This is a genomic window from Blastococcus sp. SYSU DS0669 (assembly GCF_054050895.1).
In genome coordinates, this window is sequence record NZ_JBJHAE010000012.1 from 105479 (window position 1) to 118631 (window position 13153).

Here is a 13153-nt window from a genome sequence, read left to right on the forward strand (position 1 = left end):
GCCGCGGTCGAGCCGCAGGTAGGTTGGCGGCGTGAAGGCCGACCACTTCGAACAGCAGAAGCTCCTGGAGCTCGCGGCGGAGGACGTCGCCCTGACCCAGCTCGCCCACCGGAGGCGGACCCTGCCGGAGGCCGTGGCGGTGGAGGCGGCGGCGGAGACCGAGCGGTCGCTGGCCGACGACGTCGTCCGGGCCGAGACCGAGGTGCGTGACCTCCAGCGCGAGGTCGCCCGCCTGGAGGCCGACGTCGAGACCGTGCGGCAGCGCGCCACCCGCGACCAGCAGCGCCTGGACGTCGGCGGGGTCAGCGCGCGGGAGACCAGCAGCCTGCAGTCGGAGATGGAGTCGCTCGCGCGCCGCCAGGCGACCCTGGAGAACCAGGAGCTCGAGCTGATGGAGCGCCTCGAGACGGCCGAGGCCACGCTGCGGGCGGCGCAGGAGGCGCGGGAGCAGGCGCGGGGCGCGCTGGAGCGGGCCGAGCAGCTGCGCGACGACGCGCTCGCCGACATCGCCGACGGCATCAGCCGGCACGAGAGCGCGCGCGCCGCCGTCGCCGGTGGCCTCTCCGCCCCGCTGCTGGCGCTGTACGACCGCGTTCGCACCCAGACCGGCACGACCGGAGCGGCGATGCTGCGCGCCCGCCAGTGCCAGGGGTGCCGGATCGAGCTCAACGGGCGGGAGCTGGCGGCGGTCGGGAACGCCGACCCGCACGAGGTCGTCCGGTGCGAGAACTGCGGGCGGATCCTGGTCCGCACGGCCGAGTCCGGGCTGTGAGCCGCCGGTTCGTCGTGGAGGCCGACGGCGGGTCCCGGGGCAACCCGGGGCCGGCCGGCTACGGCGCCCTGGTGCGGGACGCGGACACCGGCCGGGTGCTGGCCGAGCGCGCCGCGTCGGTGGGCCGCGCCACCAACAACGTCGCCGAGTACGGCGGGCTGGTCGCCGGGCTGCAGGCGGCGCTCGACCTCGACGCCTCCGCGGAGGTCGAGGTGCGCATGGACTCCAAGCTCGTCGTCGAGCAGATGTCGGGCCGCTGGAAGATCAAGCACCCGGACATGCAGCAGCTCGCCCTTCAGGCCCGCGCGATCGCCCGGAAGCTCGGCGGCGTCCGCTACACCTGGGTGCCGCGCGCGCAGAACGGCGCCGCGGACGCCCTGGCGAACAGCGCGATGGACGGCCGGCCGGTGCACCGGGACGCCGCCGCGGAGCCCAGCGTGGCCGAGGACGACGTCCAGCCGACGGCCGAGCCGGCCCCGGTGGTCACGACGGTCACCCACCTGCTGCGGCACGGCCAGACCGAGCACACCCCCGAGCGCCGGTTCAGCGGCCGCAACGAGCTGCCGCTGTCGCGGACCGGAGAGGCCGAGGCGGAGGCGGCCGGCGAGCGCGCCGCCGAGCTCGGCATCGAGGTGGTCGTCGCCTCGCCGCTGCGCCGCACCCGGGAGACCGCCGAGATCGTGGCCGCGCGGCTCGGTCTGCCGGTGGAGTTCGACGACGACCTGGTCGAGCTGGATTTCGGGGCCCTCGAGGGGCTGAGCGCGGACGAGGCGCGCTCCAGGCACCCGCTCGCGGTGCGCCGGTTCATGGGGGACGTGACCGTCGCGGCTCCCGGCGGCGAGTCGGTCGCCGACGTCGCCGGCCGGGTGGAGCGGGCCCGGCAGCGGATCCTCACCCGGCACGCCGGGCGGACGGTGCTGGTGGTCAGCCACGTCACGCCGATCAAGCTGATGCTCGGCGCGGGGCTCGGCACCGGTCCCGAGGTCGTCCACCGGGTGTTCCTGGAGGCCGCCTCGCTGTGCACGGTGGCGTGGTCGTCCGACGGGCGCTCGTCGGTGCGGCTGCTGAACGACACCGCGCACCTGCGCTGACGCCCGCCGAGGCCGGTCAGGTGCGCACGGAGAGGTAGACCGACACGGCGACGCCGAAGGTCACGATGAGGACCCGCAGCGGGGTCGCTGGGATGCGGGTGGCGATGCGCGCCCCGAGGAAGCCGCCGACGAGGCCGGCCGGGGCGGCGACGGCGACGACCGACCAGGCGACCGGCCCGAAGATGCCGAACACGAGCAGGGTGATGGTCGCCGTGACGGCCGACAGCGCGGACTTGAGCGCGTTGGCGAGCTTCAGCCGCTGCAGCCCGATGCCGAGCACGCCGACGAGGATCACCCCGAGCGCGCCGCCGAAGTACCCGCCGTAGACGGTGGCGAGGAAGAGCGCCAGGTACAGCCAGGCGGGGTCGCCGCCGGGCTCGCCGGCGGCCCGTCCGGCCAGGCGCCGCGTCACGAGCGGCTGGACGGCGAGCAGCAGGCTGGCCAGCAGCACGAGCGCCGGGACGACGACGTCGAAGGCGTCCGACGGGGTGGTGAGGAGCAGGACGCTGCCGGCGAGCCCGCCGAGGGCGGCCACCGCGCCGAACCGGACGAGGCGACGGCGCTGGCCGGCGTACTCGGCGCGGAAGCCGGCGACGCCGCCTAGGTAGCCGGGCCACTGGGCCAGCGAGTTGGTGACGTTGGCAGCGACCGTGCCGAGGCCGAGCCCGACCAGCGTGGGGAACAGGATCAGCGAGCCGCCGCCGGCGACCGAGTTGACGCCGCCGGCCACGAAGGCGACGCCCGCCGCGATGAGCAGGTCGACGGCGGACACGGCGGGTCACCCTACGGTGGCCCCATGCGGAGACCGGCGAGCGCGACGTGGCTGGGAGCCCTGCTGGGCGGGTCGGGAGTGCTCCACCTGGTGCGCCCGCGCACCTACGAGTGGCTGGTCCCGCCGGAGCTCGGCTCCGCGCGGGTGTGGGTGCTCGCCAGCGGGGTGGCCGAGATCGGCACCGCCGCGCTGCTGGCCGCTCCGAGCACCCGCCGGGTCGGCGGCTGGTCGGCCGCAGCCCTGCTGCTGGCCTTCGTTCCGGCGCACCTGCACCACCTCCGGCTGGGGCTCCGGAAGCCGCCGGTGATGGCCGCGGCCGTGGTGCGGCTGCCCCTGCAGGTGCCGATGGTCGCAGCGGCGCTGCGGGTGGCCCGCGGGCGCTGACGGCGGGGCAGACTCGCCCCATGCCGCCTGCACCGATGCCCGACGACTGGCAGCGCGCCCTCGTCGTCGCCGCGCACCCCGACGACATCGAGTACGGCCTGGCCGCCGCCGTCGCCTCGTGGACGGCCGCGGGCAAGGAGGTGCACTACCTGCTGGCGACCCGGGGGGAGGCCGGGATGGCCGGCGTTCCCCCGGTTGAGGCGGGCCCGCTGCGCGAGGAGGAGGAGCGGCGGTCGGCTGCCGTCGTCGGGGTCACCGAGGTGGAGTTCCTCGACCACCGGGACGGCGTCCTGGTGGCCGGGCCCGACCTGCGCCGTGACCTGGCTGCCGCCATCCGTCGGCACCGGCCCGAGCTCGTCGTCACCGGGTACTTCGGGCCCACGTGGACCCCGCCGGGGGTGTCGCCGGCTTACCTCAACTCGGCCGACCACCAGGCCCTCGGGCAGTCGGTGCTCGACGCGGTCGCCGACGCGGGCAACGAGTGGATCTTCCCGGAGCTCACGGAGGAGCGGTGGTCCGGGGTCCAGTACATCGCGGTCGGCGAGCTGACCGACCCGCCGCACGAGGTCGACGTCAGCGACCAGGTGGAGACGGCGGTCGCCTCGCTGACCGAGCACCGGCGGTACCTGGAGCTGCTCTCGGACGACCCGGTCGACGTGCAGGCACGGCAGATCGTCGACATGTCCACGCTCACCGAGGACGGACGGCGGCGCGTGGGCTTCCGGCTCTACTGGGGGTAGGCGCCGGCGCAGCGTCGCGACCGGCTGACCCCGTCCGGGTCAGAAGGGCGGTGGGTCGTCCGCCGGGTCCGGTGGCGGCGGCGGTGGTTCGGGTCGCTCGGTGAGGACGCGGTAGCCGGGTGGCCGGGTGGTGCGGGTGACGCCGCTGGGGGTGATGACGGTGAGCACCCCGTCGTCGTTCATCGTGTGGGTCCAGCCGGGGGCGAAGGTCTTGAGCCGGTGGTGGCGGCGGCACAGGCAGCACAGATTCGCGCAGTCGGTGGCCCCGCCGGTGGCGTGGGCGATGACGTGGTCCAGGTCGGCCCAGCCGGCGGGCACGGTGCAGCCGGGGTGGCGGCAGGTGCGGTCCCGCACGCGCAGGAACCGCTGCTGGGCGGCCGAGGGGCGGTAGCGGTCCACCGGACCGGGGCGGCCCAGCAGCGGGCAGCCGCAGGCGGCCTCGGGGTGCTCGAGGTCGGTGGGGTGGTCGGGGCAGCCGCGGGCGGCGAGCCGGGTCAGCTCGCCGCGGCCGGTGACGGCCAGCAGCGCGCCGGTGGCGTCGGTGATGGCGATGTCCAGACTGCCGCCGGGCGGGGCCTGGATGCCGCAGGCGTCGAGGGCGGTGAGCAGTTCGCGCAGGTGGGCGGCGGTGATCGGCTCCCCGTCGACCTCCCCGACCGGCTCGGGAGCCCCGGCTGGGGTGAACGCCGCGGGCAGCGGGGCGCCGGCGGCCAGGAAACCGGCCGGGGTGAGCGCGCCCAGCGGGGCGATCACGGTCAGCTGCGCGGTCACCGCCGGGGCGTCCTGCCAGGGGCGCAGCAGCAGATCGGCCAGCGCACCGGTACGCAGCATGCCGATCGGCCGGTCATCCCCGGCCGCCTTCGCCGCCCGGGCGTGGCCGTCCACCGCCGCCCGGCAGGCCCGGGCCTCGGGATGCGGGAGCAGGGCGCGCAGCTCGCTCATCCCGTCCCCGACCGGCCGCACCGACACGTCCGCGCCGCGCCGGCGGATCTCCCGGCGCCGGTCGGCCGCGGCGGCGTCGCGGGCCACCAGCTCCGCCCGCATGGCTTCGCGCAGCCGGCCCAGCCCCAGCCCGGTGGCGCCGGGCAGCACCGCGGCCTCCGCCGCGGCGATCACCGCCGGATCGGTGCCGGCTCCGGTGGCGGCGACCTCCGCGGCGATCGCCCGGGCCCGCGGCCAGTCCAGCAGCCCCAGCCGCAGCCGGGCGAAGGTGGCCGGCAGCCGGGTGGTGAGCACCTCGGCGTGCTCCAGCAGGGTCACCGCCGCCGCCCGGCTGCTGTTGTGCACCGCCGCCAGCTCATCGGGCACGAACTCACTCACCCCCGCCGGCCCCACGGTTCCGGCCCGTTCCCCGCCGGGCAGCGGATCGACCGGGGCCGGGCGGGCGGCGGCGAGGTCCATCACCAGCTCCACCCGCAACGCCGCCAGCCGCGCCTCGGCGGCCACGATCTGCCCCAGCAGATCCGCCACCTCCACCGCCGACCGGCGGGCGGGCAGCCACGCGGACAACGGCTCGTCCCACCACTGAGGATCGGGATCCTTCAGCTCCCAGGGCGAGGGCGGCTCGGACACCGGCCCCACGCTCACCCCGACCGCGAACCCGACCACCGACACAACCGCAGGCTAGGACGGGGGTACGACACTTTCCGCAGGCCGAGAAGCGCGCGGGCCGACTGGCCGCCCACGGGGGCGGGCGGCCAGTCGGGCACCTACGAGCGCAGCGGATGCTGGATCACCGCGGTCGGGATGCGTCCGCTCTGCAGGCCATCAGCGTCCGCGGCGACTGAAACGGCTCAGCAGTCGCTTGAGCAGGTTGGCCTTGACGAGCCCTGAGATCAGTCCCATGACGTCCTCCTCCATCGGGTGGTGCGGGGATCGACGGCATGTACCCGCGCGCTGCGGGTTCCATGTGCCGGGCGCCCTACACTCCAGGGCACGACGGACGAGTCGGCCGGGCGGTCGCGTCGGCGGGGGAGACCCCGTCGCCGAGGAACGTCCGGGCTCCACAGGGCAGGGTGGTCGCTAACGGCGACCCGGGGTGACCCGCGGGACAGTGCCACAGAAAACAGACCGCCGGCGTTCGCGCCGGTAAGGGTGAAACGGTGGTGTAAGAGACCACCAGCACGCCGGGTGACCGGCGTGGCTCGGTAAACCCCACCCGGAGCTAGGTCAAGAAGGAACGGCGGTTCGCCGCCGTTCCGCGCAGGCGTTCGAGGGCGGCCCGCCCGAGCCTGCGGGTAGACCGCTGGAGCCTGCCGGCAACGGCAGGCCTAGATGGATGACCGCCCATCGGGAGGCCGCAAGGCACCCGTGGACAGAACCCGGCGTACAGGCCGACTCGTCCGTCCCCCGCCCGACGCCGGCCACCGGCCGGTGCGGTCGGGACGTCACCCGGACGGGTGAACGGAGGCGCTGCGCGCACGGTTGGTGACGCGCCGTGCGGCCGTGCGGAGAGTTCTCGAAAAGGACCGGTCCGGCCTGTGGCGAGCCGATCCTGATACCTACCGTTCCCTCCGTCCGCCGATCGGCGGGCCCGGATGGCCGCCCGCCGAACCTGCCCACGGCCACCCCGGAGTCATAGACGCACGGGCAGGCGCGGGGGACCCACCGTTCGTGGCCCCTCCGGGACCTCGGGGTGAAGCCGCGCCATGCGCGGCCGGGCAGCTCTCGCCCGAACCCGACAGCTAACCCCGCAGGCGGCGAGAGGCTCACCACTCCATGCCCAACAGCCATCGCACCGTGGGGCGGCACCGTCGTCCCTCCCGCAACCGCGCCATGACCACCGTGGCGTACCCGGCCGTCGTCCTCGCCGCGGCCTCGGCCCTCACCCTCGGGACCATGGGCTCCGCGGCCGCCCACCCCGGCGCGCACACGGTCAGCCCCGGCGACACCCTCAGCAAGCTCGCGGCCGAGCACGGCACCACCTGGCGCAGCATCTACGACGCCAACCGCGACACGATCGGCGGGAACCCCAACCTGCTCCGCGTCGGCCAGGTCCTCACCATCGGCGGCGGCGTCGCGCCGGCGGCGGCGCCTGCTGTCGCGACGGGGTCGTACACCGTGGTCGCCGGCGACACGCTCGGCAAGATCGCGGCCCGCCACGGCACCACGTGGCAGGACCTGCACGCCCTGAACCTCGGCGTCATCGGCCCCGACGCGAACGTGCTGCGGGTCGGTCAGGTCCTCGCCCTCAGCGGCGGGGGACTGGCTCCCGAGCGCGCCAGCCGGGACGAGCGGCCCGCCCCGGCTCCCGCACCGGCCCCGGCCCCGGCCCCCGTCCCGGCCCCGGCGGCGACCTCGGCGGCCTACGACCAGTGGGACGCGCACGTCCGCCCCGACGTCCAGGAGATCGCCGAGGTGCACGGCGTCGGGACGGTGCTCACCCGCCCCGGCCACAGCCCCACCGCGGGCCTCGCGGCCGACTTCATGGTCTACGCCGACTCGGCCAAGGGTGACGCCGTCGCCCAGTACGTGATCGACAACGCGGCCCGGCTCGGCGTGGAGTACGTGATCTGGGAGCAGCGGATCGCCGGTACGTGGACCGGCTGGGCCTGGCAGGGCATGGAGGACCGTGGCTCGCCCACGGCCAATCACATGGACCACCCGCACGTGGCCTTCCTGCCGTAACCACACACCGCACGACGACGAGCGCCCCCTGCCCGGATCCCCGGGTGGGGGGCGCTCGTCCGTCGAGGTGCTGTCGTACGCCGGTCAGCCCCGGCCGACCGGTCAGACGGCGACGGCGGTGACGAAGGTGCAGATGCCCTCGCCCGACTCCGCCCGCGGCCGCAGCCCGATCGCCCACAGCAGCGCGGTCTCGACCCGGTGCGCCACCTTCCGCAGGCCCACGTACCAGGTCGACCCCCCGCTGGTGACGGTGATGTCGCCGAACCCTGCCGTCCGGATGTGCTCGACGAGCATCCAGTCGGGGAGGATCGAGATGTGGCCGGGCTGGTAGTAGTGCCCCGGCCCGAAGATGAACGGCGCGCCGCGCAGGAACATCTTGAGCCGCGAGTGCGGGTGGCCGACGTTGGGCGTGCTGACCAGCAGCTTGCCGCCGGGCTCCAGCAGCGCCCGGATGGAGCGCAGCACCTGCCGCGGGTTCTCGACGTGCTCGAGCGTCTCGACGCAGACCACCATGTCGAACGGGCCACGGGTCGCCTCGGTCCACTGCGGGTCGTCGAGGTCGAGGCGGTGGATCCAGTCGTGCGGCGGGTCCAGGTCGGTGGGGACGACGTCGAAGCCCGCGTCCCGCAGCCGCAACGCCAGCGCCCCGCAGCCGGCGCCCACCTCGAGGATCCGGCCGCCCTCGGGCAGCTGCTGCCGGACCAGTTCGAGCGCGTACTCGTGCACGCCGGGTGCGGCGTGCACGCCGTGCCCCTGGTAGGACCAGACCGCCGCCGTGCGCTGGGTGGTGCCCTCGTCCACTGTCACGCCCGGAGTCTGACCTACCCGCAGCCGCGACGCGCGCTCGTGCGCCACGGAAGCCCACACCCGACATGCTCGGCCGCGCCGCTGCAGGATGCAGGATGCAGGGTCCCCGTCGTGTCATCGTGATCGCCATGCGAGCAGTGCACCGGTGAGCGCCGTCGCCGTCGCCCTCATCGCGGCAGCCGCCGGCATCCCGGTCGGGCATCTGGTCAACCGGGCCGCGGGTCGCTTCCCGTGGCCGGCGCAGCTGCGGCCGGCGGAGCTGGTCGGCCCGGGACCCGTCGCCGTGCGGCCACCGGTGCTCGAGCTCCTGGCCGGGATCCTGTTCGGCCTGGTGGGCCTGCGCTTCGGCGCGGCGGCCGAGCTGCCGGCCTTTCTCTTCCTCGCCGGCGCCGGGCTGCTGCTCGCCGTCGTCGACCTCCGGCACCGGCTGCTGCCGAACCGGGTCGTCATCCCCTCAGTCGGCGTGGGCCTGGCGCTGCTGGCCGTCCCCGCCGCGGTGAGCGGCGAGTGGTACGCCCTGCTGAGAGCCGGGTTCGGGTCGATGGCGCTGTTCGCGGCGTTCCTCGTCCTCGCCCTCATCTCGCCCAGCGGTCTGGGCATGGGCGACGTCAAGCTCGCCGCGCTGCTCGGTCTCTACCTGGGCTGGCTGGGCTGGAGCGCGGTCGCGCTCGGGGGCGCCGCAGGCTTCCTGGTGCAGGCCCTGGTCGTGCTGCCCCTGCTGGCCCTGCGTCGGATCGGCCTGCGCAGCGAGCTGCCGTTCGGCCCGGCCATGCTGGCCGGCGTCGCCCTCGTTGTGCTGTCGAGCACAGTCGCCGTCTGAGGGCTCAAGAGCGCTCTCACATCGCCGACACATGTCTGTGTCGATGTCGTAACGCCAGTCCCGTCACTGTGCGTGACCGGTTGCATGCCACCCCCCTCGTTCGGGGTGATCTGTCGACCGATGTGATGACAAGCGCTCAAGTCCCCGCCGGAACCTGCCCGATGGAAGCCCTGTCGCCACGAAGCCGGGTCACCCGACCCGGACCCGCTGGCCTCCTCCACCAGGGAGTTCCCGTGCTGAACGTGTACGTCGCAGTCGCCACCATCGCCTCTTTCGTCGAGGACCGCCTGAAGCGAGAGGAGAAGGGCGCGACCGCCGTCGAGTACGGCCTGATGGTCGGCCTGATCGCCGTCGTGATCATCGTCGCCGTCACTGCGCTCGGCGGTCGCCTGGACACGCTCTTCCGTTCCATCGTCACCAGCCTCGGCGGCACGGTCACCACCTGATCGATCTCGGTTCCCTCCCTGCCCCCACGGCGCAGTGGCCGCGCGACGGTCGCTGCGCCGTGGGGCAGGAGCCCCCGTAGGAGAGGCGGTGAGCACTGATGACCACACGACTACTGCGCGACGATCGAGGCGCCTCGGCGGTGGAGTTCGGGCTCATCGTGCCGCTGCTGGTCGTCCTCGTCCTCGGCATCGCCGAATTCGGGCATGCCTTCCAGGTGCAGGGCACCCTGTCGGCTGCTGCCCGCGAGGGCGCACGAGCCATGGCCCTGCAGAACGACCAGACCATCGCTCGGGCTGCGGTGCTCGACGCCGCGACCTCCCTGAATCCTTCGATCACCCCGCACCAGATCGCCATCACGCCGGCTTCCTGCCCGACGACCGGTGGCAGCAGCACGAACGTCGAGCTGACGATCACCTACCCGATGCCCTTCCTCACCGGCTTCTTCGCTGCCGAGGTCGAGCTCACCGGAACGGGGGTCATGCGGTGCAACGGCTGACCCTCCGCGGCCGGCTCCGGCGCGACGAGCACGGGGCCTCCGCCGTCCTGCTGTCCCTCCTGCTGGTGCCGATGCTGGGCTTCGCCGCGATCGCCGTCGACATCGGCGCCCTCTACGCGGAGCGGGCCCGGCTGCAGGTGGCGGCCGATGCCGCAGCCCTCGCCGTGGCTTCCGACTGCGCTCGCGGCAACTGCGGCGACATGCTGGCCACGGCGCAGAGCCTGGTGGTCGCCAACGCCGGTGAGGCCACGGCGGGGCAGCCGGTGCTCTCCAGCAACCCGACCAGCGTCACCGTCCCCGGCAGCACACCCAAGGAGCACTGGTTCGCGCCGGTGATCGGCCACGACGCCACCCAGGTGTCGGCGACGGCCACCGTGGCGTGGGGCGCGCCCGACCGCGGGACGGCGGTGCTCCCGCTCACCTTCTCGTGGTGCGAGTTCCTCCAGCAGACCGGCGGCGGTGAACCCTCCGGCGAGATCGAGCACACCATCTACTTCACCAAGACGTCGAACACCGTGGGCTGCACCGGCCCGTCGAACCTGTTCGTGCCGGGTGGCTTCGCTTACCTCGACACGCCGCCGGCGGAGTGCGAGGCGGCCAGCGCACGCAACGAGCGGTCCTACTCGTCCACCGGTAACACACCGCCGTCGGTCTGCACCCCGACCTACCTGAAGTCCTGGGTCGGACGCACGGTGCTGCTGCCGCTCTTCGACAGCTCTGGCGACACCGGCACCAACGCCTGGTACCACGTGTTCGGCTACGCGGCCTTCCACATCACGGGGTTCCACTTCGGCGGCCAGTTCAGCACCGCCGTCCAGCCCTGCAAGGGCAACGACCGGTGCGTGAGCGGCTACTTCACCGAGTTCGTCGACCTTGACGACGCCTTCTCGTACAGCCCGGACGCCCCGCAACTCGGGGCCTCGATCCTCCGACTCATCCGATAGGGGCGCCTCCGTGCGACGTCGTCTGATCGCCGCTTTCGCGGCGCTGTTGCTCACCGGAGCCGGTGCCGTGGTGCTGCTCGCCTACGTACGCGGCGCCGACGCCCGCGCCCTCGCCGGGACGGAGTCCGTCGAGGTCCTCGTCGTCCGGGCGCCGGTGCCGGTCGGGACCCCCGCCGAGGAGCTCGGCGCGCTCGTCGCCACCGAGCTGCTGCCGGCCAAGGCCCTCGCCGACGGCGCGGTGGCCGACCTCGACGCCCTCACCGGGCGCGTGGCGACAGTCGACCTGCAGCCGGGGGAGCAGCTGTTGGCCACCCGCTTCGCCGAGCCCACCGACCTGCGGACACCCGGCACCGTGCCGGTCCCGCCGGGCTCGGGGGAGGTCAGCGTGCTGCTGGAGCCGCAGCGGGCGGTGGGTGGTCGGCTGGCCGCCGGGGACACCGTCGGTGTCCACGTCTCCCTGGCGCAGGACGCCGGGGGGGCGACGCATGCGGTCCTGCACCGAGTTCTGGTGACCCAGGTGCAGGGTGCCCCGGCGCCCGTCGACCCGGCCGCGGAAGGCACGCCGGAGACCGCCTCGGCCGGCGGCGCGGCGCCGACCGGCAGCGTGCTGGTCACGTTCGCGGTGCCGGCGGCCCAGGCCGAGGCGATCGTCTTCGGTGCTGAGCACGGCACCCTCTGGCTCTCCCTCGAGAACGAGGGGACCGACATTGCGGGCACCGAGGTCGTCAGCGGTACCACCATCTACGGAAAGGTCTTCGCATGAGCCGCGTCGTCCTCGCGGGGGCGGACGAGAGCCTCCAGCAGCGCGTGTCCGCAGCGGTGGACGGGGACATCTCCACCCTGCCGCCGGGCCGGCTGCCTGCCGACCCGGCCCGGCTGTTCGAGCTGCTCGCCGATGGGGAGCTGCCCGACGTCCTCCTGCTGGGCCCCTTGGCGCCGGCGGACGAGGTGCTCACCCTCGCGGGTCGGCTGGACGTCCAGTGCCCGGGCATCAGCGTCGTCTTGCTGGCCGAACCGGCCCCGGAGATGTGGCAGGCGGCCATGCGGGCCGGGATCCGCGACCTGCTGGCCTTGGACGCGGACGCCGCGGAGATCCGGTCGGCGGTCGAGAGGGCCAGCGCGGCAGCGGCGAGCCGTCGCCGCGTGCTCCGGCCCCTGGAGGAGACGGCCCGCTACACCGGCCGCGTCATCACGATCGCCTCGCCCAAGGGCGGGGTGGGCAAGACGACGGTCGCGACGAACCTCGCCGTCGGCCTGACCTCGTCGGCGCCCCAGTCGACCGTGCTGGTCGACCTCGACGTGCAGTTCGGTGACGTGGCCAGCGCGCTGGCGCTCGAGCCGGAGTACACGCTGCCGGACGTCGTCCGCGGGCCGGCGAGCGAGGACACGATGGTGCTGAAGACCTTCCTGACCCAGCACCCGAGCGGGCTGTTCGCGGTGTGCGGGTCCGAGTCGCCGGCGGCGGGGGACACGGTGACCGCCGAGGACGTCAGCCGGTTGCTGGCGGCCCTGGCCCGGGAGTTCCGGTACGTGGTGGTGGACACCGCGCCGGGGTTGTCGGAGCAGACCCTGGCAGCGCTGGACCGGGCCACCGACGTGGTCATGCTCAGCAGCATGGACGTCCCGGGCGTCCGCGGACTGCGCAAGGAGCTCGACGTGCTCCGCGAGCTGTGCATGATCCCGGCGGGCCGGCACGTGGTGATGAACTTCGCCGACCCCAAGGGCGGCCTGTCGGTCCGGGACGTCGAGACAGCGATCGGCACGGGAATCGACGTCCTCCTGCCGCGCTCGGCCGCGGTACCGCCGTCGACGAACACCGGGGTGCCGGTGCTGGCCAGCGGTGGCCGGGACCCGATGGTCAAGGAGCTCCGCCGGCTGGTGTCCCGGTTCGCCGCCACCCCGATCGTGCGGCCGGGCCGCTACCGTGCCAAGCACCGGGCGGCGTCATGAACCTCATGAACCGGCTGGAGGCCGCTCGCGGCCGTACCGCCCCGCCGCCGCCCGTCGTCGCCGCTGCCGCCGATCCCTCGCCGCTGCCGGCCGAACCGGCCGCTCCGCTGCCCGCACCCCGCCCGGTCAAGCCGGTTTCGCGACCTGCTGCGCCGGTGGCCGTGGCTGCTCCCGTCGATGCGTTGGGGCGGTTGAAGGACCGGGTGGCGAAGGCGTTGTTCGAGCGGATGGGTGCTCGGATGAGCGATCCGTCGCTGGCCGAGGAGCAGTTGCGCGCGCTGGTGCTGCGGGAGCTGGACGAGG

The 13153-nt window shown here is 74.3% G+C and carries 14 protein-coding genes, 1 other RNA gene, 1 pseudogene and 1 riboswitch; of the genes and pseudogenes, 13 read left to right on the forward strand and 3 right to left on the reverse strand.

The genetic code is table 11. The features are described 5' to 3' along the window. Positions 1-31 precede the first annotated feature (31 nt). Both ACI792_RS13595 and ACI792_RS13600 read left to right on the forward strand, forming a co-directional pair. Complete coding sequence (locus ACI792_RS13595) at positions 32-772, forward strand: zinc ribbon domain-containing protein (RefSeq protein WP_456603054.1); 741 nt, start codon at positions 32-34, stop codon at positions 770-772. Further along, positions 769-1863, forward strand: coding sequence for a bifunctional RNase H/acid phosphatase (locus ACI792_RS13600; protein WP_456603055.1), 1095 nt, complete (start codon positions 769-771; stop codon positions 1861-1863). Before ACI792_RS13595 ends, ACI792_RS13600 begins: the two co-directional genes overlap by 4 nt. A gap of 16 nt (positions 1864-1879) precedes the next feature. Here the strand turns inward: ACI792_RS13600 and ACI792_RS13605 are convergent, their stop codons facing one another. Beyond that, entirely contained in the window at positions 1880-2635 is a 756-nt protein-coding gene (locus tag ACI792_RS13605; RefSeq protein WP_456603056.1) for a sulfite exporter TauE/SafE family protein, read from the reverse strand. A 24-nt stretch (positions 2636-2659) separates the two neighbouring features. Here ACI792_RS13605 and ACI792_RS13610 point away from each other — a divergent pair, with 24 nt between their 5' ends. Together ACI792_RS13610 and ACI792_RS13615 are read left to right on the forward strand one after the other, a co-directional pair. Then, positions 2660-3019 carry a DoxX family protein gene (locus ACI792_RS13610; RefSeq protein ID WP_456603057.1) on the forward strand — a complete coding sequence of 120 codons (360 nt, stop codon included), beginning with the start codon at positions 2660-2662 and terminating at the stop codon, positions 3017-3019. A gap of 20 nt (positions 3020-3039) precedes the next feature. Continuing rightward, a complete protein-coding gene (locus ACI792_RS13615; protein ID WP_456603058.1) occupies positions 3040-3759 on the forward strand; it encodes a PIG-L deacetylase family protein in 720 nt (239 codons plus the stop codon). A gap of 39 nt (positions 3760-3798) precedes the next feature. On the opposite strand, the gene ACI792_RS13620 is transcribed toward ACI792_RS13615, so the two are convergent. Continuing rightward, positions 3799-5373 carry a DUF222 domain-containing protein gene (locus ACI792_RS13620; protein WP_456603059.1) on the reverse strand — a complete coding sequence of 525 codons (1575 nt, stop codon included), beginning with the start codon at positions 5371-5373 and terminating at the stop codon, positions 3799-3801. A 329-nt stretch (positions 5374-5702) separates the two neighbouring features. Between ACI792_RS13620 and rnpB the strand changes: the two genes are divergently transcribed. Both rnpB and ACI792_RS13630 read left to right on the forward strand, forming a co-directional pair. Beyond that, positions 5703-6104, forward strand: an RNA gene (gene rnpB / locus ACI792_RS13625) — RNase P RNA component class A. A 227-nt stretch (positions 6105-6331) separates the two neighbouring features. Beyond that, positions 6332-6470, forward strand: a riboswitch (cyclic di-AMP (ydaO/yuaA leader). A 64-nt stretch (positions 6471-6534) separates the two neighbouring features. Then, a complete protein-coding gene (locus ACI792_RS13630; RefSeq protein ID WP_456603060.1) occupies positions 6535-7386 on the forward strand; it encodes a LysM peptidoglycan-binding domain-containing protein in 852 nt (283 codons plus the stop codon). Positions 7387-7488: 102 nt separating this feature from the next. On the opposite strand, the gene ACI792_RS13635 is transcribed toward ACI792_RS13630, so the two are convergent. Further along, entirely contained in the window at positions 7489-8193 is a 705-nt protein-coding gene (locus ACI792_RS13635) for a class I SAM-dependent methyltransferase (RefSeq protein ID WP_456603061.1), read from the reverse strand. 145 nt (positions 8194-8338) lie between these two features. Between ACI792_RS13635 and ACI792_RS13640 the strand changes: the two genes are divergently transcribed. The 7 genes and pseudogenes from ACI792_RS13640 to ACI792_RS13670 form a co-directional block, all read left to right on the forward strand. After that, positions 8339-9013 carry a prepilin peptidase gene (locus ACI792_RS13640; protein ID WP_456603062.1) on the forward strand — a complete coding sequence of 225 codons (675 nt, stop codon included), beginning with the start codon at positions 8339-8341 and terminating at the stop codon, positions 9011-9013. Between the two features lie 233 nt (positions 9014-9246). Then, positions 9247-9459, forward strand: coding sequence for a Flp family type IVb pilin (locus ACI792_RS13645; protein WP_456603063.1), 213 nt, complete (start codon positions 9247-9249; stop codon positions 9457-9459). A 98-nt stretch (positions 9460-9557) separates the two neighbouring features. Then, complete coding sequence (locus tag ACI792_RS13650) at positions 9558-9956, forward strand: TadE/TadG family type IV pilus assembly protein (protein ID WP_456603064.1); 399 nt, start codon at positions 9558-9560, stop codon at positions 9954-9956. Continuing rightward, positions 9944-10900, forward strand: a complete 957-nt coding sequence (locus ACI792_RS13655) for a pilus assembly protein TadG-related protein (protein ID WP_456603065.1) — start codon at positions 9944-9946, stop codon at positions 10898-10900. The genes ACI792_RS13650 and ACI792_RS13655 overlap by 13 nt, the downstream gene beginning before the upstream one ends. A gap of 10 nt (positions 10901-10910) precedes the next feature. Next, positions 10911-11663 (forward strand): Flp pilus assembly protein CpaB, encoded by a 753-nt coding sequence (gene cpaB, locus ACI792_RS13660; protein ID WP_456603066.1) that lies wholly within the window; start codon positions 10911-10913, stop codon positions 11661-11663. After that, positions 11660-12850, forward strand: a complete 1191-nt coding sequence (locus ACI792_RS13665) for an AAA family ATPase (RefSeq protein ID WP_456603067.1) — start codon at positions 11660-11662, stop codon at positions 12848-12850. The genes cpaB and ACI792_RS13665 overlap by 4 nt, the downstream gene beginning before the upstream one ends. Further along, a pseudogene (locus tag ACI792_RS13670) lies at positions 12847-13153 on the forward strand (CpaF family protein); the annotation flags it as partial. The gene ACI792_RS13665 and the pseudogene ACI792_RS13670, both read left to right, overlap by 4 nt.